Annotated in this window: 21 protein-coding genes, 1 tRNA gene and 1 pseudogene; 9 read left to right on the top strand and 14 right to left on the bottom strand. The window is 41.6% G+C overall.

What is annotated here, in order from left to right; translation table 11 throughout:
* Positions 1-18: 18 nt before the first annotated feature.
* From ACFVRY_RS00260 to ACFVRY_RS00245, 4 genes are all read right to left on the bottom strand, one after another.
* Positions 19-1260, bottom strand: coding sequence for a CynX/NimT family MFS transporter (locus tag ACFVRY_RS00260; RefSeq protein WP_387495774.1), 1242 nt, complete (start codon positions 1258-1260; stop codon positions 19-21).
* A gap of 192 nt (positions 1261-1452) precedes the next feature.
* The gene (locus ACFVRY_RS00255) at positions 1453-2022 is read right to left on the bottom strand and encodes a helix-turn-helix domain-containing protein (protein WP_387497697.1); all 570 of its coding nucleotides are present in this window, start codon (positions 2020-2022) and stop codon (positions 1453-1455) included.
* A 52-nt stretch (positions 2023-2074) separates the two neighbouring features.
* On the bottom strand, positions 2075-2497 hold the full coding sequence (locus tag ACFVRY_RS00250; RefSeq protein WP_387495771.1) for an NUDIX domain-containing protein: 423 nt from the start codon (positions 2495-2497) through the stop codon (positions 2075-2077).
* Between the two features lie 51 nt (positions 2498-2548).
* Positions 2549-3436 carry a LysR family transcriptional regulator gene (locus tag ACFVRY_RS00245; protein ID WP_387495768.1) on the bottom strand — a complete coding sequence of 296 codons (888 nt, stop codon included), beginning with the start codon at positions 3434-3436 and terminating at the stop codon, positions 2549-2551.
* A gap of 112 nt (positions 3437-3548) precedes the next feature.
* Between ACFVRY_RS00245 and ACFVRY_RS00240 the strand changes: the two genes are divergently transcribed.
* A complete protein-coding gene (locus ACFVRY_RS00240; RefSeq protein ID WP_387497695.1) occupies positions 3549-4916 on the top strand; it encodes an MFS transporter in 1368 nt (455 codons plus the stop codon).
* A gap of 296 nt (positions 4917-5212) precedes the next feature.
* Here ACFVRY_RS00240 and ACFVRY_RS00235 read toward each other — a convergent pair whose 3' ends face one another.
* Positions 5213-5677 (bottom strand): DinB family protein, encoded by a 465-nt coding sequence (locus ACFVRY_RS00235; RefSeq protein ID WP_387495766.1) that lies wholly within the window; start codon positions 5675-5677, stop codon positions 5213-5215.
* 263 nt (positions 5678-5940) lie between these two features.
* Here ACFVRY_RS00235 and ACFVRY_RS00230 point away from each other — a divergent pair, with 263 nt between their 5' ends.
* On the top strand, positions 5941-6969 hold the full coding sequence (locus ACFVRY_RS00230) for an NAD-dependent epimerase/dehydratase family protein (protein ID WP_387495763.1): 1029 nt from the start codon (positions 5941-5943) through the stop codon (positions 6967-6969).
* A gap of 84 nt (positions 6970-7053) precedes the next feature.
* Here the strand turns inward: ACFVRY_RS00230 and ACFVRY_RS00225 are convergent, their stop codons facing one another.
* Complete coding sequence (locus ACFVRY_RS00225) at positions 7054-7626, bottom strand: TetR/AcrR family transcriptional regulator (protein ID WP_387495761.1); 573 nt, start codon at positions 7624-7626, stop codon at positions 7054-7056.
* A gap of 244 nt (positions 7627-7870) precedes the next feature.
* On the opposite strand from ACFVRY_RS00225, the gene ACFVRY_RS00220 reads away from it, so the two are divergent.
* Positions 7871-8749, top strand: a complete 879-nt coding sequence (locus ACFVRY_RS00220) for an MBL fold metallo-hydrolase (protein WP_387495758.1) — start codon at positions 7871-7873, stop codon at positions 8747-8749.
* A gap of 330 nt (positions 8750-9079) precedes the next feature.
* Here the strand turns inward: ACFVRY_RS00220 and ACFVRY_RS00215 are convergent, their stop codons facing one another.
* Together ACFVRY_RS00215 and ACFVRY_RS00210 are read right to left on the bottom strand one after the other, a co-directional pair.
* Complete coding sequence (locus ACFVRY_RS00215) at positions 9080-9919, bottom strand: GNAT family N-acetyltransferase (protein WP_387495755.1); 840 nt, start codon at positions 9917-9919, stop codon at positions 9080-9082.
* A gap of 359 nt (positions 9920-10278) precedes the next feature.
* Positions 10279-10494, bottom strand: coding sequence for a hypothetical protein (locus ACFVRY_RS00210; RefSeq protein WP_387495753.1), 216 nt, complete (start codon positions 10492-10494; stop codon positions 10279-10281).
* A gap of 267 nt (positions 10495-10761) precedes the next feature.
* Here ACFVRY_RS00210 and ACFVRY_RS00205 point away from each other — a divergent pair, with 267 nt between their 5' ends.
* From ACFVRY_RS00205 to ACFVRY_RS00185, 5 genes are all read left to right on the top strand, one after another.
* Positions 10762-11706, top strand: coding sequence for a phosphatidylinositol-specific phospholipase C/glycerophosphodiester phosphodiesterase family protein (locus tag ACFVRY_RS00205; RefSeq protein WP_387495750.1), 945 nt, complete (start codon positions 10762-10764; stop codon positions 11704-11706).
* Positions 11706-12407 (top strand): response regulator transcription factor, encoded by a 702-nt coding sequence (locus tag ACFVRY_RS00200; protein ID WP_387495747.1) that lies wholly within the window; start codon positions 11706-11708, stop codon positions 12405-12407. Before ACFVRY_RS00205 ends, ACFVRY_RS00200 begins: the two co-directional genes overlap by 1 nt.
* Positions 12382-13689, top strand: coding sequence for a sensor histidine kinase (locus tag ACFVRY_RS00195; RefSeq protein ID WP_387495745.1), 1308 nt, complete (start codon positions 12382-12384; stop codon positions 13687-13689). Before ACFVRY_RS00200 ends, ACFVRY_RS00195 begins: the two co-directional genes overlap by 26 nt.
* A 354-nt stretch (positions 13690-14043) precedes the next feature.
* Positions 14044-14667 carry a class I SAM-dependent methyltransferase gene (locus tag ACFVRY_RS00190; RefSeq protein WP_387495743.1) on the top strand — a complete coding sequence of 208 codons (624 nt, stop codon included), beginning with the start codon at positions 14044-14046 and terminating at the stop codon, positions 14665-14667.
* Positions 14664-15278 carry a DedA family protein gene (locus ACFVRY_RS00185; RefSeq protein WP_387495741.1) on the top strand — a complete coding sequence of 205 codons (615 nt, stop codon included), beginning with the start codon at positions 14664-14666 and terminating at the stop codon, positions 15276-15278. The genes ACFVRY_RS00190 and ACFVRY_RS00185 overlap by 4 nt, the downstream gene beginning before the upstream one ends.
* Before the next feature lie 164 nt (positions 15279-15442).
* On the opposite strand, the gene ACFVRY_RS00180 is transcribed toward ACFVRY_RS00185, so the two are convergent.
* From ACFVRY_RS00180 to ACFVRY_RS00170, 3 genes are all read right to left on the bottom strand, one after another.
* The gene (locus tag ACFVRY_RS00180) at positions 15443-16180 is read right to left on the bottom strand and encodes a class I SAM-dependent methyltransferase (RefSeq protein ID WP_387495738.1); all 738 of its coding nucleotides are present in this window, start codon (positions 16178-16180) and stop codon (positions 15443-15445) included.
* 79 nt (positions 16181-16259) lie between these two features.
* On the bottom strand, positions 16260-17300 hold the full coding sequence (locus tag ACFVRY_RS00175; protein WP_387495736.1) for an ROK family protein: 1041 nt from the start codon (positions 17298-17300) through the stop codon (positions 16260-16262).
* Between the two features lie 17 nt (positions 17301-17317).
* Complete coding sequence (locus ACFVRY_RS00170) at positions 17318-18526, bottom strand: MFS transporter (RefSeq protein WP_387495734.1); 1209 nt, start codon at positions 18524-18526, stop codon at positions 17318-17320.
* Positions 18527-18774: 248 nt separating this feature from the next.
* Between ACFVRY_RS00170 and ACFVRY_RS00165 the strand changes: the two genes are divergently transcribed.
* Positions 18775-19380 (top strand): DUF1349 domain-containing protein, encoded by a 606-nt coding sequence (locus ACFVRY_RS00165; protein ID WP_387495732.1) that lies wholly within the window; start codon positions 18775-18777, stop codon positions 19378-19380.
* Between the two features lie 58 nt (positions 19381-19438).
* On the opposite strand, the gene ACFVRY_RS00160 is transcribed toward ACFVRY_RS00165, so the two are convergent.
* From ACFVRY_RS00160 to ACFVRY_RS00150, 3 genes and pseudogenes are all read right to left on the bottom strand, one after another.
* Positions 19439-19966, bottom strand: a complete 528-nt coding sequence (locus tag ACFVRY_RS00160; protein ID WP_387495730.1) for an NAD(P)H-dependent oxidoreductase — start codon at positions 19964-19966, stop codon at positions 19439-19441.
* Positions 19967-20175: 209 nt separating this feature from the next.
* Positions 20176-20262 (bottom strand): annotated as a pseudogene (locus tag ACFVRY_RS00155) (winged helix-turn-helix transcriptional regulator); the annotation flags it as partial.
* A gap of 90 nt (positions 20263-20352) precedes the next feature.
* A tRNA-Leu gene (locus tag ACFVRY_RS00150) sits at positions 20353-20436 on the bottom strand.
* Position 20437: the final 1 nt, after the last annotated feature.

Below are 20437 nucleotides of genomic sequence, written 5' to 3'. Positions count from 1 at the left end.
CTATTCGTCAAGGGGATTCTAAGAACTAATTTTCCGATCTCTCGCTGCACCCAAGCCAAAAATAAGGAGTAGCACGGTTGCTCCAACCAGAATCAGAAGCGGTGTAGTCCAGCTATGCGTCACATCATGCAAGTAACCGAAGAGCATCGGACCCGTTGCCGCCAGTAAGTAACCCACGGATTGAGCCATACCGGACAACTCTGCAGCCTGGTGAGCATCCTTAGTGCGGAGTCCAAAAAACATCATCGCCAAACCAAAAGCGAAGCTGGCGCCGATCCCCACTAAGATGACCCACAACGCAATTAAATGCGCGCTTCCATAGAGCAGACCGAGAATGCCAGACATAATAAAAATAAACGCTATGATAATAAGGGGACGCTGATTAGACATCCGTCCAGCCATAATCGGCACAATAAACGTAAAAGGAAGCATTGCGAGCTGCAGGATCGATAACAACCAACCGGATTGTCCTGAGCCGATGCCTTGCTGGAGGAGAATCTCTGGCAACCAGGCGATCACCACATAGAATACCATGGATTGCAAACCCATATACAAGGTCACTTGCCAAGCCAATCCAGAACGCCAGAAACTGACCTGGCCACCGTCCGCCGCGCCATTTTGAGGCGTTGTTGCCTCGTTCCCTTTATCCTTCCGCTTCCATTGTGGCAACCACATGATAATAGAGATAAAGCTCAGAACGCCCCAAATTCCAAGTGCGCCCCTCCACCCAAGTCCTGCATTAACAGCAAGTGGAATACTAATCCCGGAAGCGATGGCACTCGTCATATTCATCGAAATGGAATATACACCTGTCATCATCCCAAGCCGTGATGGAAATTCACGTTTAATCAGGCTGGGCAGCATTACATTACATACGGCAATAGCTAGCCCAAGCACAATAGTACCTGCATATAAAGTGATCACCCCGGGTACAGACCTTAATACAATACCAAATGTAAGACAAATCACAGCGGCCATAATCAACCGTTCCACGCCAAATTTACGACCTAACCGGGGAACCCATGTTGAAAATAAAGCAAACGCAAGTAAGGGCAATGTCGTAATCATCCCTGCCATTGTATTGGAAATCTGTGTACTGCTGCGTATAAGTCCTACCAGGGGACCTACCGAACTGAGTGGAGACCGCAGATTCGCCGCGATAAAAATAATTCCTATAATCAAGGTCAACCCCGCTGTGCGCCGGGCAGTTAGACTTGATTCTCTATTCAGTCTTTCATGAAGCTCATTCGATAAACCCATGCTGTAACCTCCTAATGTATTGTTGGCTAGATTCTGTAATCCAAAGAACTACATACATTATAATATACTTATAATAAAATAAAGTAAACTATAATATATTTTTAGATAAAATATAGCATACCAAAAACCCTCTATCTTCAAATAGATAGAAGGTCATTGTCGCTCTTATGAGAAAGTCACAGTCCCTGAAGACTACAAATTGTATTTTAAAATCATATGAAGAACTACTTCATCATCCGAGTGATTAACATAGGAATGCTTACCTTCTGCATTAAAACTGATGGAGTCATATTGATTCAGGGTATGCGCTTCTTCATTCACGTGAATGGTAATACTCCCGGACATGACGGTGACAATTTCTGTTGAGTATTGGTGATGTGGTTCCGGAAAGTAGGAACTATGCGGCTGCAGATAGGCCCGGCACATCTCAATTTCATTACTGGTGTTCTGAAAAATCGGCTCCACAATCCAAGTTTTCTGTTCACCCGTGATCCTTAAGCCCTGCCCAGCTCGGGATATTTGCGATTTATTCTCTGTTGAGAACAAAGACATGAGCGGAATCGAGAGGCTTTTAGTTATTTTCCATAACAGTCCAAGGGTTGGATTGGTCTCACCCCGTTCTATATTTCCAAGGGTCAGCTTACTCACCCCAGATAATTCAGATAGCTCCTCCAGACTCAAACGCTTCTCTTTGCGAAGTTTTTTGAGGCTACCGCCAACCTGTAGAACAATTTGCTTGGGATCATCAGCTTCCATATGTATTGTTCAACCTCTCTTTCATGTCATATGGGCATCTCTATGCCAATTCCTCATTCTATTCCACAATAGTGCTGATTTCCAAATGTTTAAGCGCATAATCAGTTGTCATTGTAATTTTATTTGGCAGATCTTGCATAGGAAACCACTGTACTTTCTCTAACGCGTGAGGCTCTTGATTTTGTACATCCCCAGAGACGATATTAGCCAAAAATGTTGGAGCTACATAGTGGACGTCTTCCGATGGAAGGATATGATTCGTCACACACAGTAATCGTTCAATTACGATTTCTAACCCTAACTCTTCTCGAATTTCACGTATTACCGCGTGTTCTATCGTTTCCATATAATCGACTTTGCCGCCTGGTAAACTCCAATGTCCGGCTTCAGGTGGTTTTTTACGTAAAACTAGTAAGATGCGATTGTTCTCATCTCTTATAACGGCTCCTACACCGACTCTTGGCCTTTTTTCTGCTTCCATGATATCTCTCCTATTCTTACATTAAGCTTATTATATCGAATTGCAGCATGATTAATTGGTCTGTTCGGATAGCGCTCCAAAATATTCTACAACGACCTCACGGAATTCTACAGCAACCCGTGTGATATAGCGACTCCTGTGCCATATTAAGGCTATTTCTCGCACCAATTCATGGTCCTCTATTTGCAGATATTTGATTCGTTCCCGTGAATTCCTTGCCGTGCTTGGGATGAAGGCTATGCCAATTTCCGCTTCCACAAGAGCGCTTAGCCTTGCAGGTTCATCTCCCTCGTACACATAATTTGGTACAAATCCAGCCGAGTTGCATACAGAGTCCACTAAATCACGAGTACCGTAACCTCTCTTCACACCGACAAACCATTCATCTCTTAGTTCTGTCAAGGATACACTAGTCCGTTCTGCCAGTCGATGTCCCATTGGAACAGCTATAAGGATGGGGTCGATGCAAACAATTTTACATTCAATATCATCTCCTTGTACAGGAGGTGAAGACAAGCAGAAATCAACCTCTCCTCTATGAAGAAGCGTCACCATTTCCTGCGTGGTCAGCATTTGCACATGAAATTGGATATTGGGCCGCTTTTTCCGAAACTCCCGAAGGATATGAGGTAGCGCACTTGCAGCCGTCACCGCTAATTCGAGCGTGCCATGTTCCGGGCTGGATAAATCACTAATCTCCTGCTTCCCTTGTTCTAATTCGAACAAAGCTCTTTCTGCACGGTGAAGGAATCTGCTTCCGAACTCATTTAACCTTAGCTTCCGCCCAATTCGATCGAATAGAGGGACCCCTAAATCCTCCTCCAAGCGTTGAATTGTTTTGCTTAATGACGATTGAGTAACATGCAGACTTCGTGCGGCTTCGGTCATATGTTCCAACCTGGCTACCGCGACAAAATATTGCAGCTGAAGCAATTCCATTCCGCGTCCTCCGTTCATTCCTTTCAGTCAATGAGATTATAGCATAGGATGCGTTGGAATGAATAATCAATTTCAAGTACGATTGCATTACTACGATTGGGAGGAACTTATAATGAGTGTTCGCAGCAAATGGTTAATGATTTCAGTTGGGCTAGGGATACTATTGAATCCATTAAATTCTTCGATGGTTTCTGTTGCTATTCCAAGTCTGCAAAATATGTTCCAGCTTGACTTCACCGGTGTTTCCTGGATTATTTTCGCTTTCTATATTGCAAGCAGCATCGCTCAACCTGTCATGGGAAAAGCCAGTGATTTATTCGGTCGCAGAAAAATATTCCTGGCCGGGCTTGTAGTATCCTTCATTACCTCATTATTAGCTCCGTTGTCACCTTCCTTCGGTTGGCTCATCGTGTTTCGTATTGTGCAAGCCATCGGAACTAGCATGATGGTTGCCGTCGGTATGGCCATTGTGCGAATTCATATTACAGAGAGACAAGCGACTGCGCTATCTGTTTTATCTATTTTCCTATCGGGGGCGGCAGCCATTGGACCCTTTATTGGCGGAGTCATCATTCATTGGTGGGGATGGCCCGCTATCTTTTTCGTCAATATTCCATTCGTGGTGCTCAGCTTTCTATTGTCTTGGTGGAATATTCCTAGGGACGAACCGTCAACCACTGTTACAACAGGCATGTCCTTTCGCAAATGGTTTGGTTTGATTGATGTGTCCGGTATCTTGCTCTTCACAGTGGGGCTGGTTGCGCTACTCTTTGGATTACTCTCTGCAAAATCATCTGAGCATATCTCATTAGAAAATGTTATGATCTCGCTGATCGGCCTCGCTCTGCTAGGAGCGTTCGTACGGCATGAGTTAAAAGCCAAGTCCCCTTTTATCCCTTTACGCACATTCGCCAAATATCCTATGATGACCTGGGTCTATATCGAATTCATGACCGTTAACGTACTTTTTTACGCTCTCTTTTTTGGGATTCCGTCCTACTTGCAAGTGATACGTCATGTCAGCGAGTTCCATACAGGGATTCTCATGCTAACCTTAGGTTTGTGCTCGCTAGTTGCTTCGCCAATAGCAGGACGATGGATCGATAAATCAGGACCAAGGCCGGCATTGCTGCTGTCTGCCATTCTGATGACATTGGGGTCGGTGTGGATCGTGACCTTGAATCCAACTTCACCGGTTATCAGCGTGTGTTTGGCTTTAGCTGCATTCGGCATTAGCAACGGATTGAACAATGTAGGACTGCAAGCAGCCTTGTTCCAAAGCTCTCCGAAAGAAATCATCGGTGTCGCCTCCGGATTATTTAATACATCAAGAAATTTGGGAGCCATTCTCTCTTCCTTGTTGATAGGGATCGTAATGGGAGGTAAATTCAACTTCGCGGGATTCCAAGTGCTGGGGATCATCCTCACGGTCATCGCATTGTCCTTGGTTTTCATGAGTCGGCGGCACCGGGCTCACTAGCTTGTTACTTGCAAACGGAGTCGCTTTAGAGGGGATTCTAGAATGAGTGGGACAAAAAAACAGGGACTTTAAATTACTCATGAGCAATTTAAAAACCCTGTTAATTCATTTAGATGATGCGATCGAGCGAACTCGGACCCCTCACCTTTGTCGCCAGATTTCGACCGCTAAAAGTGGTTTATAAAGAAGAAATCTGGCGACAACAGCGACCGGAAGTCCAAACATTCACCGTAGTGACGACCACGCCTTACGTTCTGATCTTATGTTCGTCTTATATAGTGAACAATGAGTCAGCTTTACAAAACTCTTTCTACTTGTCCCATGTGATGATGATCATGACGGGTCATTTCAACAATAAAGTCTTTTAGCACAAAAGGATTTCCATCTACGTCATTGTATACATTGGTGAAAGCTTCCTCTGGGATTGCCCGAAGATCTTCCAATACAGCTTCTCTTGAGGAGATTAAATCAACAAGAATTTCATCCTTTGTTTTGCTTAAAGCCCATTCCCCTGCTTTTCGATTGAACTCTTGGATCTCCTCACCATCGGATAACCCTAATGGACTATTATGCAAAATGGCGCGAGTAACCTCGTCATGAATATACTTGTCCCACAGTACAATATGGCCGACGACCTCCTTCACAGTCCACTTATCTGGACCCAGAGGTGTTAACCATGACTGTTCTTCATACTTATTAAGATTTTTTGCAAAGTTGATCCATTCTCCATACCCTAAAATAATCTCGTTTTTCGTGCTCATCTTAAACCTCCTGAATATATCTCTTACATCCTTTATTGGCTCTTGCCAGTGCACCATCATAACCCTTAAAGTGGACTTTAAGTCAATGTTATTTTCTGCAAACCAGAAAGAAAGGTCGAGTTCAGGTTTATTATCTGCTATATAAAAAAATATAATTTGACTTAAAGTCGACTTTAAGGCTTAACATTATATTGGATAACTACAGTCACAATCATCAGGAGATATTAACGGCATTCAATTTTGTTGAGAGAGGATGCGAAAGAATGGAACTACACGATAAGATTGTCATTATTGGGGTAACAGGTTACATCGGCGCATGGGTTGCCAAACAGTTAACAGATTTGGGTTATACGCAGATTGTCGGAACGTACCGAAATGAAGCAAAGGCTGGGCAGCTTCAAACACTATTGCCAAATGTGAACTTTTACAAAGCAAACCTGGGTGAAACAGAAAATTGGCATGAAGTTTTAAGTGGGGCCAAGTGGATTTTTAATCAGGGAAGTGGCTTCAATCCAAACGACAAATCGTTTAAAGATCGAGGCCGCACGAAGGAAAAAGGAATCCGCATGCTTTTACAAATGGCCGTTGATTCAGGCACTGTCAAAAAGATCGTGCACACCACTGCAGAGTCAACCATTGCTTATGGCAACGAAGACCTATCAAAAACGACGTTTACAGAAGATGACTGGACCAATGAAGACAGGGAAGGCTTGTTCGACCACAATATGGTTTCAAAAACGATGGAAGAAAGAGCAGCCTGGTCCTTTATTAACTCCCTTGAAAATACAACAAACATAATCATGACAACGATCCACCCTACGCATGTTATGGGACCAAGCTTTGTGCCATGGCACAATGATATGATTTATGCCATGCTTCGCGGCGATAGAGCTATGGCAGATTCGCAACTATATGGGGTGGATGTGCGCGATGCAGCGGCAATGAATATTGCCTTGATGAAATCGACTGCAGCAAATGGAAAGCGTCATTTCGCCTCTGCTTTTAAATCAACATACTCTACTCTCTTAAATTTGATTAAAGAACATTTTACAGATGAGCAGATTAAATCCGTGTTAGGTCATGCTGCGCGGATCATTCCTGGAGAAGAAGCGGCCGATCTATTGAGCCATTGTCATGCAACGTCATATTATCAAGACATGGTACCTCGTATGTTAAACCGCGTAGTGTACAAGACTAACTATCCTGACGCATATGCGTATAAGTATATAGAACCGAAGACTACAGTCATACAAGCTATGGAAAAAATGTTGCAGGATAAAAACGAAAGATAACATATAAACATAAATAAAAGTGTAGCCTCTCCATTATGGAAGGATACACTTTTTTTGTTCAAAACCGGAACTTAATAACAGCTATCATTCAATATAGCCCTTCAAAATAGGTACTATTTTTACCGCAAAATCCTCTGGCGACTCGGGCTTTCGCTTAAGATTCCAACGATACGTAGTGCCATATATGGACCAGGTCAACATGTTGGCCGCTATTTCCAATGTTTCTTGATCCGTACCCTCACAATCTTTGACCATCAACTGTAGAATAAAATCTTCTAATTGATTCTTCACATTTTTCTCTACTAGAGAAGCAACGGTATCATAATTCTTCATACAACGTTTATTCGAAGCCTCGTGATACTCGCATAAAGCGATAACTAGATTTTTCATTGTTTCTTCTGAAAGCCCAGCACCAGGATCAACTCTTCTATATACAAAATCCATAAAGGTACTAGATAAAAACCGATCAATAAGCGCATATTTATCAGTGAAATGGGCATAGAAAGTAGCTCTGTTGATGGTTGCCTGTTTCGAAATATCACTAACCGTTATGGAATGAAAGTCACGTTTGTGCAGTAAATGGTCAAATGCTTCTACGATGAGTTGGCGTGTTCTAATCACACGAGGATCAGAATGATTTATTTGCGTGGTTGGCATCTAACCCTTCTCCTCCCTATATGTAGCTTCTGTAATTATCAATTATAAACAACTGTCGCGTTAACAACAAGTGATCGCTTTTAAATACACATCTAGTGAGTCCTTTGCTTAAGCGACAAATCAGCGTTATTGTTGGTTGTACCAGCCCTGTTTAGCTATTAAACTTACAACTACAGCTTAAGTAACACGCGTTGCTTTTGTATGTAGAGCAAAGTCTCACAATAATGAAAGGGAGGGGAACACCATGTCCCACAATAATCAACCACTTACTCAAGTACCTGCCGTTTATCATAAAAAGATCGGTGAGGTTGCCGTTACCGTCGTTTCCGATGGCAATTCCACGCTTCCATTCTGGCCTTACTACGAGTTAGTAGAGGATAAAGGAAAAGAATTGCTTCAGGGCAATTTCGAGACTAGTCCGCTTGTGCTAAATACGAATTGCTTCATCGTTAATGTGAACGGTCGACTTACCCTGATCGATGCCGGTCTTGGCATGGGGGTAGGCGTTGTTCTGCAAAATATTAAAGCAGCAGGCGTAGATGTTAATGACATTGAAACCGTATTGTTGACACACATTCACCCCGATCATTCCTATGGTCTTATTCATACCGATGGCACGAAAGCTTTTCCAAACGCAGAGGTCGTCGTGCGGGATATCGAATATGCTTACTGGATGGACAATGGCAACATTAAGAATCCATTAGATGAAATCGAATCCGCTAATTTTAAAATGGCACAAGATGCGTTTGCACCTTACCAAGGGCAAATCCGCACGTTTACTAACACTGACAAAGAACCTGTTTCCGGTATTCAGGCGATTGAAGCACCAGGCCATACGCCAGGCCATACCGCTTATCTCATAGAATCGAATGGAGAGAAGTTGCTCATCTGGGGGGACATTCTTCATAATGCAGCTATCCAGTTGCTAAGACCCGAAGAAAAAATTATCATGGATGTTTTGCCTGAGTTGGGCGTTGAAACAAGAAAACGTATTTTGGAATTCGCCGCTACGGAAAAACTCCTTGTTTCCGGTATGCATCTTGATTTCCCCGGCTTCGGTCATATCCGTAAACAAGAAGATCACTTTGTGCATATTCCGGAAAAATGGCAACCGACATTGTAAGGAGGCTGCTTGAACGATAAAAAGAGGGGTACAGGTGCAACATGCCCTGTCCCCTCCTTTTTAACTAAATTTCTTAATATTCTTAACTTCTATCCAGTGAATATGATGAATATCCCCTCTCCTATCCCGAATCCTCCCTGTACATCCTGCTGTCCAAAGAAAATATAGTTTTAGACTACCTCCGTTATGTTTAACTATCGTTTCCCGTTAGGGTAATGAGAATCGGAATTTATTGATATAGCATTTCCCGCCCGCAGTTGAAGCTTTAGATGGGATCACGGAAGGGGAATGGCTTTGAAGAAAGGGGAACGCCTAAGATTTAATAAAGAGTCAGGTCCTACTCGGTTCATGCAAAATTGGGGTATAGATCGAAGAGAACAAATTGTATTTTTTATTCTCTTTGAATCCTAATTTTTGTGCCATTCGAAATGAAGGCACGTTCTGAGTATCGCAAGTCCAATTCGGTATTACACCTCGATTCAAACAATCCCTAATGAAATTTCTCGCAAGTTGAAAGCCAAAACCCTGACCTCGCGCTGATTTATTCACATGGATGGAGAGCTCTGCCAATCCGCCCCCAATAAATGCAGCATGACACAATCCTATCCCTTGTCCATCTGATGAGAAAGCGACCCATCCAACATCATGCTGTAGATATTTTTCTATACTTCCCCAAAGACCTTCTATCTCTCTACGTAGTGGTTCATACGACTGAAGCATCGCTGCATCCATTCTAAACATGCCTTCGTCATTTCCGACTAGTCCTAAACTTTCGAAAACATGACGGTCAAATTCAAATTGTGTCCTACTAACACAAAAAACCCTGTAACCGAATACGCGAAAAATGATTTCATCCCATGATTCGGAGGCGGTTGACCAGAATAATCTAAAGTCATTGGCTGAACCATTTACGAAAAAATGATCTCTCATCGTAGAAATAAATCCTTCGTTAAACGCTTTATTAACAGCATGACCAATCAAACGTCCCCCGATAAAATCGCTGGACATTACAGCGGCACACTGAGGATGATCTTGGTTATCTACATAGACGATTCCATCAATCGTTTCTTCTAAAATTGAGAGTGGAAAGGGCGTAAATGCCGATTCCGCCCCAGATAATAATCCCTTAACAACATGATACCGATCTCTTTCAATGCGAATAAAAGACATTTAGGCACTCCTCCGTTATGGTTAAAGTGACGCATACAAGAAGGTTTGTTTCGTTTCGAACAGGGGCCGTCTGCGGCAGCCCCAGCACTATAGTTCCCAGTTAGTTGAATGTCCGTACTGTTTTTTGCTGTACGGCTTTTAGTGAATCTTCAGTAGGTTTTCTATTTTTCTTAGCCATTTAAGCTTATAAAAGTTTCCCATTAGCGTAATAATCTACGGAGAAATTCAAGTTTTCTGGAAGAAAGTAGAATAAAAATAGCCCAATTATTATCGTTGGGAGCACTAGAATAAAATACTTCTTCCTATGCACCTTCATACCCTCCCTTTTTCGTGTCCCTTTACTTCAATAAGGATGTGCTTTAAAAGTAATCGGGGATACCAAATGATATGGAGTCGATATCATTTTCTTTTGAGTAATACATACAAACACTGTCTTTATATTTTTGACTATCATTAGGTAGTACAATAAAACCCAATTCTTTGTAAAATTCTATCCCAATATCACTATAAAGGAAAAAGTCGTTACACTTTTCTTCCTGTTCAATTATCTCCCCAAACATCATAGCCCATCTCATAAATCTCTATCATTTCCTCTTTTATTGCTTCCCTAATTTTTTTCAAAGTACCTCTCCTTTTTTTTATGCGGTTACATTTTTTTCGACATTATGCTTATCAAGACCTCTATTCCTCGCGTTACCAAATAGTGAATATGCGCCCCTATCTAACGCCTCTCCCATTCATGCTATAATAATCTTCATAATTTCATTCGTTTTTTCTCCACCTGTCCTTTATCTCAGCCCTGTAAGATGACTTACATCGGCATATGAAAAGGAGAATTACAGATGGATAAGAAAATAATGAGTGTAATACTGTTGGCGTTTTGTTTAGTTTGGTTAGGATGGGGAATCGTTTGGTCTGGATCGAACGGGCAGACTACTTCACTAAATATAAATGGTTGGGAAAATAACAGACTAATTGCTCATGCTTTGGGCGGGATACAAGGCACGAGTTATACGAACTCTTATGATGCATTTATAACGAACTACAATAAAGGATACCGCCTGTTCGAAACAGATTTGTTGCTAACAACAGACGGTGAGCTTGCCGCCAGACATGACTGGTCCAAAAGACTACAGCCAAATCTGTCTGGTCAGACTGGTCATTCCTTAACGAGTTCGCAATTTGAAAGTTCACCTATAGACGGCAAATTCCAACCGCTTCTATTTAAAGATATCCTTCATTTAATGGAGAAATATCCTGATTTTTATCTCATTACAGATACGAAGGAAATGAACAAACAGACGATTCAGCGGCAATTTTCTACTTTAGTTAAACAAGCCGAACAAGTTGATGCATCTCTCCTGAATCGAATTATTCCTGAAATCTATAGTCCGGAAATGTACGATACTGTCATGAACATCTATCCTTTTCCCAATAAAATTTATTCCCTGTATCAATCCGGAGCTTCGGCTGCAAGTATTGTGGATTTTGTAAAGAAAAAACATATTTCCGTGGTGGCCATGCCCACCTACCGTGTGCTCATAAATCCTAATCTGGTCTATGCATTAAACCAACTAAATGTACAAAGCTACGTCCATACCGTTAATAATCTAGGCGCTATGAAATTAATGTCTCAACTAGGCGTACACGGGTATTACACAGATTTAGAAACACCCCCAAACACGCTGGAGGATACATTTTCCAAGCCTACTAAGCTGGTTTTCGGAAAATACATCCAGGAAGTACTGGGAACTATAAGTAGCATAATAATGAAGGTGGCAACATAATGGCGATTAATAATATTCTTATTGTGGATGATGAATTGGAAATCAGAGAAGCGCTGGTCATTTATTTGAAAAGCGATAGTGTGGATGTGTTTACAGCGTCCAATGGGTTAGAAGCTCTTGAAATATTAGAAAAAGAAATCATCCATCTCATTCTCATGGATGTCATGATGCCACAAATGGATGGAATTAAAGCAACATTCAAAATTCGCGAAAATAAAAATATACCGATTATTCTACTCTCCGCCAAATCAGAAGCGAACGACAAAATCATAGGGCTTAATGTAGGCGCCGATGATTACATTACAAAACCATTCGATCCGATGGAGCTGGTCGCAAGGGTCCGGTCTCAGCTCCGAAGGTTTACCAATTTGGGTTCTTTTCAAATGAGTGCGGGCGAGGAAATTATCCAGGTACGTGGCCTTGCCCTGAACAAAACTTCAAAAACCGTTGAAGTAGACGGCGAAGATGTCCGGCTTACCCCTAAGGAATATAAAATTCTGGAGCTGCTGATGGAGAACAAAGGAAGAGTCTTTTCCATTGAAGAAATTTACGAGAGCGTATGGAACGAGCCTATCTACGCATCTGATAATACGGTCGCTGTACATGTAAGAAACATTCGCGAGAAAATTGAGATTAATCCCAAGGATCCGAAATATTTAAAGGTGGTGTGGGGAATTGGGTACAAAATCGAGAAAAAATAACTGGATTAGCGCCTTATCTCTTGATCTTCGCGTCATATTAAGTACGGCAATTTTATGGATAGCGCTTCAACTAATTAGGTTCTACCTCGGGTGGTTCTACTGGGACTCTCTTACTTATAGGCTGTTTAGCTATTCTTCAGCTGCTATTCTTGTCCTGATTCTTGTAGGCCAAGGCTACTTCTTCTTTGTTAAAAATGCTCCCAAGCAGGTCAGCATAGTGTCCATTTACATGGACCTTCTTAGGAAGTATGTTCAAGTCTGGAAAGGCATTTCCGTAGATAGCCGAATTACACTGAAAATGTTTGTTTTATTCCTGTTAACAGCTATCGCAGGTATTTCAGTTTGGCGGCTTATTACCTATCCCCCACGATTTGAATTGTTTGTGTGGATACCCTATATCATTTTGTATATTTTGATTGTCATTCCGTATAGTTTACACAAACTCACTCAGTTGATGCAGATTGTTAACGGCACGAAAGAAATTGCCCAAGGTAACATTCAATCCACAATTCCGGTTCAAGGAGAAGGCGTGTTTCCCAGACTAGCAGGATACATTAACAACATGAAGGTCGGATATCAAAACGCACTGGAGGACCAAATAAAAAGTGAGCGTTTAAAAACGGAGCTGATTACAAATGTATCTCATGACTTAAAAACCCCATTAACATCTATTATCAACTACATTGATTTGTTAAAAAAAGAACAACTCGAGTCTGATCGAGCCAATTCTTACGTTGATATTCTAGACCGTAAAGCACTACGGCTCAAACTATTAATTGAAGACCTATTTGAAGTATCTAAAATGACCAGCGGCACGGTTGAACTGGATATTCAAACTATCGATGTTGCAACATTATTAACACAGGCGATTGCTGAATTCAGCAGCAACTTGGGAACCTCCCTTGAAGTTAGAGAAAAAATAGCCAAACCTCATATTTATGCCGACTTGGACGGAAATAAAATCTGGCGGGTGTTTGAAAATCTGATTGGTAATGCCAAGAAATACTCCCTGCCAGGTACAAGAATTTACATTTATCTAGACGAATCTGAACATCGTGTTCTGCTTAAAATCCAAAACACGTCTTCTTATGAAATTGACTTTCCCGCTGACGAATTATTTGAACGCTTCAAAAGAGCAGATGAGTCACGTCAAACCGAAGGCTCCGGGCTTGGTCTGGCTATTGTGAGAAGCATTGTTGATCTGCATGGCGGTGACATCAAAATCGAAATCCATGGAGATCAGTTCAACGTTCTACTTGAGCTATCCAAAACGAGATTATAACTACAAAGCATTAAGCCCTTTCACTCCCATTAGGAGTTGATTGGGCTTTTTTGTTTCTATATAAGACAAGTGCGAGAAGGAACGAAGGGGAAGGTTTGAAACTGTAGGAGCGTTAGCGCTCGCCTTTGTCGACAGATTTCAACCGCTAGAAGCGGTTCAATTAAAGAAATATGGCGACAACAGCGACCGGAAGTCCAAACATTCACCGTAGTGACGAACAAGCCTTATGTGAGATTCTTAAGTTCGTCTTATATAGATATCAAAAAACTTCAAAGAAACTTTAGATTTCCCCTTAATTGATCTTTATTTTTATTGCTTATGATAGAGGCACCAACGAGAAAGAAGGATAACACTATGCACAGAAACCTCCATGATGCCTTTCTATTTTTTTATAAATTTCTTCGTATGCCCATGCAGATTGGCAGTATTACCCCAAGCTCAGCTTCTCTGGCCAAAAAAATGATAGAATACGTACCCTGGCAACAAGCAACGGCAATCGCCGAGCTTGGGGCTGGCAGCGGCGCGATTACGCAATACATAACGTCTGCTAAGTCAAAACACACACAAGTTCTTCTATTTGAGAAAGATGCTGAATTGCGCCAGAAACTGATTGAGAGATACCCGGGATTTCCATGCTATCCCGATGCCAGTCATCTGGACATTGCCCTACGCCAACAAGGACTTGAAGACGAGAAGTTGGATTGCATATTAAGTGGTCTGCCGTTTTTTAATTTTCCGCAACAGCTACGCGATATTCTAATGGAACAGATTAGTGCAGCTCTGAAGCCCGGCGGACTGTTCATTGCTTTTCAATACTCCCAACAAATGAGAAAACAGCTGCACCAGCAGTTTGAGATAGAGCATGTACATTTCGTACCTCTTAATATGCCCCCTGCCTTCGTCTACGTCTGCCGGAAGAAAGCGTCTCCTCTTGCTTCAGACTCACATTCTTTAGTAAAAGGAGCGACCTGTATATGAACTATGACACGCTTATATCGCTTATTGGGCAGTTTGGCTATGCCGCTTTATTCCTTGCCCTTTGGTTCGGGATCATCGGTTTACCCTTCCCCGACGAAGTTATCGTCATGACCGGGGGCAGTGTTACCTCAAACGGCGTCCTCCATATGTTCCCTGCTTTCATTGTTACCTATTTGGGAGTCATCTCGGGGTTATCGCTTGGTTATGTGCTTGGCCGCCTGCTGGGGGCCCCTGTACTGGATAAACTTCGACGTAAAAGGAAGATGGATAAATACCTTATATTCTCGGAAAAATTAATTCAGAAATACGGCAGCTTCTCACTCTGCGTAGGTTACTTTTTCCCGGTCATCCGGCATATCCTCCCCTATCTTATGGGACTCAATAAAATGTCGTTCCGTCGCTACGCCTTACTCTCATACACAACCGGGCTTGTGTGGACGACGATTTTTTTCATACTGGGGCGGAGTGTAGGTAGCCATGTCGAGGAAATCGGTCATTTGGTTTACCGTGACGGAATCTGGGTGCTCTCAGCGCTATTTGTTGCTCTAGTCCTGTATCTCATCATCCGTGTTGCTTATACAAAACGAAAGAAAAACATGAAGTCTGAATAACTGGCGTGCTAATGTCCTTTGGTACGCTTCTAACTATCACATATACAAAAAAGTTCATAAGCTGCTGCAAGAGCAAACTTATGAACTTCTTATTTACATATTGTAGATACTTAAATCATGTTGTCTGAATTTATTCGCTTCGAAATTGTTAATCCACTACATCGTTATCGTCGCTTTCCGCACATGATCATCCGTTTTGAATGGGTAGAGTATTCGGAACCATCATAATCTCCATAAAGAGCTGTCATTTCAAATCCTACCTCTCTAAAAGCCGCCTGAAACCAAGACAAATCATACAACTTAACCTGCTCTGAATAATGCCGGTGAGGCTTATCTTGAGGAATGATGCTGATATTCTTTTTCACTATATTATTATCAATGATGCGACTCTCACTAATACCCCATCCTGTTTCTGTATCCACCCTAAACGACTCAGGCACAAGTGTACTTCGCACATATTCTGGATTTAAAAAGTCGATCAAGAACCTACCTTCTGGCTGCAGTACACGGTGCATTTCCTGCAACGCTTGCAAGTTGTCTGCATCAAGATCAAAATACCCAAAAGAAGTAAATAAATTAACTGCCACCTCAAACTCTCCATTTTCAAACGGTAACTCTCTCATATCGGCGCGCTTCCAAGCTACTTCTCCTTCTGTATCATGATCTTGCGCCTTCTGCAGTAATTCTTCCGATAGATCTATCCCCGTCACCTTACAGCCTAGTCCGGCGAGAGACAGGGCATGTCTTCCCATTCCACATCCAACATCCAGCATCTTGGTACCTTGTGTAACTTGTAGCCAGCGCGCCATGTTTACCACTTCACGATAGGCATTTTTCCAATCACGATGCTTATATACAACCAAATAATCAGTCCCAAAACTACGTTCATACCATTGGCTCACGTTCAGCGCCCCTACAATTTGTTGTTGAGCTTTGAGCTCACTAGATTTTAAAACAATGAATTTATATAAAATCTAGCCTCTAACGCCGCTTCTCTACTAGTTTCAGGTTATAACTTAGACTTTCGAGTGTGACTGAAATTAATCCCCTCATATAATGATCACGCGGATGATCTAACATAATAATTGTTGGCATATGTTCTTGAGGTATCACTTCTAAGCAGAGTTGGTAGATCCCTTCTATATATTCTTCCTTCGCTAAGTCTCCGGTCAAAGCAACTGTATCTGGGTTAATAACGGTAATCAAAGACATCATCGTTTTTGCCGCTATCGGATAAAAGGTACTTTGATTGTGCAGCTGAATAAGTTGGTCCTTACGTGAGATACCGAAAGGTAGAAATGAAGTCTCTCCCGCAAATTGAGTAGCTCCTCGGTGAACATGTCCACCAATCATCATACCTGCTCCAGGGATGTGATCTCTTGGAAAATTCAACACCACAATCGTTTTATCTTCATCATAATTTTGCTCTCTGAAAAAACCATAAACCGTATAGTTCATATCTTTGTCGACGATAACCTCAATCTCATACTTCTCTTCTAACTGTGCTGCTAAGGGTACATTAACTAACTCTGGAATATCACAAACGTTGATAACACCTTGATGGACTACTCCCGGTATCCCAATACCAGCTGCCTTAATTTCGGGATATTCTGTAATGAGGGATTGGAATAATTGATCTATGGCAGTAGCGTCTGCCAATTCAACATTAAAAAATCCATGATCTACTGTATCTCCTGATAAATTGGCAACCGTGTAAGCTAAAGCTTGTTGACCCCCTTCCGAAATAGCAGATATACAAGCTATATAAGCAAAATCGGAATTGTATACAAAGCTCCTTGCCGGCCTCCCCCCACTCAGTTGCTCCATTTCCGTTTCAATTACTTCGCCTGTTTCGAGAAATTCTTTTAGAATATTGCTACAGGTAGTAACACTTAAGCCGGTTGCGCTCGCAATCATCGACTTCGTTCCGACTCTCATTATTTTTAAAGATTGTTTAACAAGTTCCTGGTTAATTTTTTTTACATGAATCGTATTATTCGTTATCTGACTAATTGTAAACACCCCTTTAAATACATACTCTAATGCTGATGATCTCCCTCAATTGGTTTTGCAGCATGTGACAATAAACCTGCAATCGTTACCCCTATTAGCACCACAAGTAAAGCACGGAGTAATCCAACAGATTCACCTATTACTCCCAAAATAGGCGGACCGATAAGGAATGCAGAATAACCAAGTGTAGTAACAGCACCGACCCTGGCAGCAACTCCGCGGGGATTATCCCCTGCGGCAGAAAGACCTACCGGAAATCCAAATGCAGCACCAAGCCCCCATAGCACAACTCCTATAGCAGCCTGCGCATAGCTTTCTCCAAATATAACAATGAGTAATCCTACAATTGCAAACAATGCGGATGCCCGAAGTACAGTAACTCTTCCGAACCGATCGAGCAACATGCCACCGATTGCCCGTCCAATTGTCATTGCCGCTACAAACAGTCCAAAAGCAAATGATCCAGCCGCAGGTGTGACTTTGTAACCATCAACGATAAGCAGTGGAAGCCAGTCATTCGCAGATCCTTCCGCAAAAGCCATTCCCAAAACTACAATACCGATAAGTATTGTACGGGGCTCTTTCCAAACGGCCATGCGTTCCTTTGCAGTCATTGGGGGTTCACCTGAATCTTCCTTGTTATCCTGACCCGTTCCAGCAGGGACTAGACGGTATAGATAAATAGTCGAAACTACGATGATAATAGCAGCTAATGACAGGTGAACATGGATAGGAATATTCGCATTAACTGCAAGCGATCCGGCAATAGCTCCTAGGAAAGTACCTGCACTAAATGCAGCATGGAAGCCCGTTAATAGTGATTTCTTGGTAGCATGCTCGACCGCAGTACCTTCCACATTCATCGCTACATCGCATATTCCGTTCCCGAAGCCAAAAATGGCCAAGCCCAAGAACACAATAATCCCTAGTGGAAGCCATGATCCCCCTATTCCTACTGTAAAAAGTCCAATAGCACTGACAACCAATCCAGTTACCATGACAAAACGTCCTCCATAACGGGCAATAAGATGACTTGCGCCAAGGAGCCCCAGAATGGAACCTGCAGCCAGACCAAATATAATCCAACCCATCTGATTTGTAGTAGCGCCCAAAGTATCGCGGATTGTTGGTGTTCTTGATATCCATGATGCTGTGGAGAATCCAGGAAGAGCGAAAAAGAAATAAGTAGCGATACGCCATAAGTGAATTTGTCGAGTATTTAATGAATGTGTCATATAGGGCTCCTTATAATTGCTTGATTTCTTAGTTCACTTTAATGTTCTTGTAAAACTTGATCGATGAGATATTTGTGATATTATAGTAGTCGAGAGCATTGTGACACCACTTTTGAAAACTCTTGTTATAAGTAAAATATAAAGATGGCGATACTATATGTCAAGTTTAGTTTTGATAAGACTACAGTTTCAGAATAGAAGCATGCTTCTCAAGAGGTCGTCCAAAATAGAATTCAGGAGGAATAAAAATGGATCAATCCTATTTCAAAAATTACAAGTGGTTGAATGAGGGAAACATCAAGTTTGACGGGGATAAAATTATAATAGACGCACCAGCAAAAACTGATTTTTTCTGTAACAATGGTGCAATTGGAGAAGAAGGAATAACACCTGAGAATCTAACCAACGCACCATTCTTTTATACCGAAGTATCTGGGGATTTTGTGATGAAGGTAAAGGTAAGTCACGATTTTAAAGATATTTATGATGCTACTTCCATTATGGTCATGAAAGATTTAACAGTTTGGGCCAAATCTTGTTTCGAGTTTACCGATTTTAATACGAATGCTGTTGTGAGTGTCGTAACTAACCAGACATCGGATGATGCAAACGGCTGTAATATTGATGGCAATGAGGTATGGTTACAGCTCGCAAGATCTGGTAATTCCTTTGCCTTTCATTATTCCATAGATGGGGAAAAGTATGATATGATGCGCTTCTTTAACCTCCCTGTTGAGGAAACAGTAAAGGTAGGATTATTAGCACAGGCACCTACAGGACAGGGTGGAGAAAGAATTTATGAAACTTATTCATTAGAGCATCGAACAGTTAAAAACATCAGAGTAGGAGAATAACGTGTTAAAACCCGGAGAATCCTTGTAGAATAAAGGTTTCACCGGGTTTTTCATTTACTTACAAAGAATTAATAAAATGAATATATTCTTGAGCGCTTAATTCAACTTCTTGATCTAATGGACTATATTCCGCTCCATAAAATGCGTAAAAAGGTCGATAGTCAGCTTGCGTATAAAGAATAGTAACTTCAAAAGGACGTAATACTTCACTTAAGGTGTAAGTGTATCTGCCTGTAGACGAATAATCTTTCGATTTAATGCCGGCTGTGACCGCCAGGCTTATTTTCTTATCCTTGAGCTTATCTCCACCTCTGCCATAAGCCCATCCATCTGCAAGTACTTCATCCAGCCATTTCTTTAGAAAAGGTGGACAATTAAACCAATAAACAGGGAATTGCAAAATTAAATTATCATGAGCTTCGATCAGCTCTTGTTCCCTCTGAATATCAATTTTCTCATCTGGATATTCTTTGTAAATCTCATGTATAGTAATCTCTTCAGGATGCTTTCTCAGCTCTTCTAGCCATCTTTTATTAATCGTTGAACTTTCTATACTAGGATGCGCTATAACTATTAATGTTTTCATAAAACTACCACTCATTTCTTCTGAATATTATTTTCGGTTCGAAATCGAGTATATATCATGGGAATTATTAAAGTAAGTATGCACTTTTAGGTAAGTAGTGAACCTTTTAGAGAGTGTTGTAGACAAAAAAGTATATAAAAAAGCGACCTGCTCGCGGATCGCAAATTTTTCAGCCAATATAATTTACTTAATAGGGTTGCCTAGTTTTTTAAGATACTCAATGTTTTGAATGAAATTGTTCCAATACGTCTTTTTAGCTCATTGTCCCACATAACTTTATGTTCAGCTAACCCATAAATAAATAGCCTGTACACTTTTACCAAATGAAATAAGCTTGCAAACTACCCTAAGGGTAAGTTCACAAGCTTATTTCATTTAAACTATGATGCGGTCGAGAGGACTCGAACCTCCACAGTATTGCTACCACACGGACCTGAACCGTGCGCGTCTGCCAATTCCGCCACGACCGCA

The organism is Paenibacillus sp. NPDC057934, from assembly GCF_042887565.1.
Lineage (GTDB): Bacteria > Bacillota > Bacilli > Paenibacillales > Paenibacillaceae > Paenibacillus_AQ.
The sequence above is the reverse complement of the archived record's forward strand: the minus strand, read 5'-3'. Positions and strand labels throughout refer to the sequence as shown.

Bases quoted from the DNA above. Each gene is read 5' to 3' on its own strand.
- ACFVRY_RS00260 (WP_387495774.1), bottom strand. From the start codon at position 1,260: ATGGGTTTATCGAATGAGCTTCATGAAAGACTGAATAGAGAATCAAGT.
- ACFVRY_RS00250 (WP_387495771.1), bottom strand. From the start codon at position 2,497: ATGGAAGCAGAAAAAAGGCCAAGAGTCGGTGTAGGAGCCGTTATAAGA.
- ACFVRY_RS00245 (WP_387495768.1), bottom strand. From the start codon at position 3,436: ATGGAATTGCTTCAGCTGCAATATTTTGTCGCGGTAGCCAGGTTGGAA.
- ACFVRY_RS00240 (WP_387497695.1), top strand. From the start codon at position 3,549: ATGAGTGTTCGCAGCAAATGGTTAATGATTTCAGTTGGGCTAGGGATA.
- ACFVRY_RS00235 (WP_387495766.1), bottom strand. From the start codon at position 5,677: ATGAGCACGAAAAACGAGATTATTTTAGGGTATGGAGAATGGATCAAC.
- ACFVRY_RS00230 (WP_387495763.1), top strand. From the start codon at position 5,941: ATGGAACTACACGATAAGATTGTCATTATTGGGGTAACAGGTTACATC.
- ACFVRY_RS00225 (WP_387495761.1), bottom strand. From the start codon at position 7,626: ATGCCAACCACGCAAATAAATCATTCTGATCCTCGTGTGATTAGAACA.
- ACFVRY_RS00220 (WP_387495758.1), top strand. From the start codon at position 7,871: ATGTCCCACAATAATCAACCACTTACTCAAGTACCTGCCGTTTATCAT.
- ACFVRY_RS00215 (WP_387495755.1), bottom strand. From the start codon at position 9,919: ATGTCTTTTATTCGCATTGAAAGAGATCGGTATCATGTTGTTAAGGGA.
- ACFVRY_RS00210 (WP_387495753.1), bottom strand. From the start codon at position 10,494: ATGAGATGGGCTATGATGTTTGGGGAGATAATTGAACAGGAAGAAAAG.
- ACFVRY_RS00205 (WP_387495750.1), top strand. From the start codon at position 10,762: ATGGATAAGAAAATAATGAGTGTAATACTGTTGGCGTTTTGTTTAGTT.
- ACFVRY_RS00200 (WP_387495747.1), top strand. From the start codon at position 11,706: ATGGCGATTAATAATATTCTTATTGTGGATGATGAATTGGAAATCAGA.
- ACFVRY_RS00190 (WP_387495743.1), top strand. From the start codon at position 14,044: ATGCACAGAAACCTCCATGATGCCTTTCTATTTTTTTATAAATTTCTT.
- ACFVRY_RS00185 (WP_387495741.1), top strand. From the start codon at position 14,664: ATGAACTATGACACGCTTATATCGCTTATTGGGCAGTTTGGCTATGCC.
- ACFVRY_RS00170 (WP_387495734.1), bottom strand. From the start codon at position 18,526: ATGACACATTCATTAAATACTCGACAAATTCACTTATGGCGTATCGCT.
- ACFVRY_RS00165 (WP_387495732.1), top strand. From the start codon at position 18,775: ATGGATCAATCCTATTTCAAAAATTACAAGTGGTTGAATGAGGGAAAC.
- ACFVRY_RS00160 (WP_387495730.1), bottom strand. From the start codon at position 19,966: ATGAAAACATTAATAGTTATAGCGCATCCTAGTATAGAAAGTTCAACG.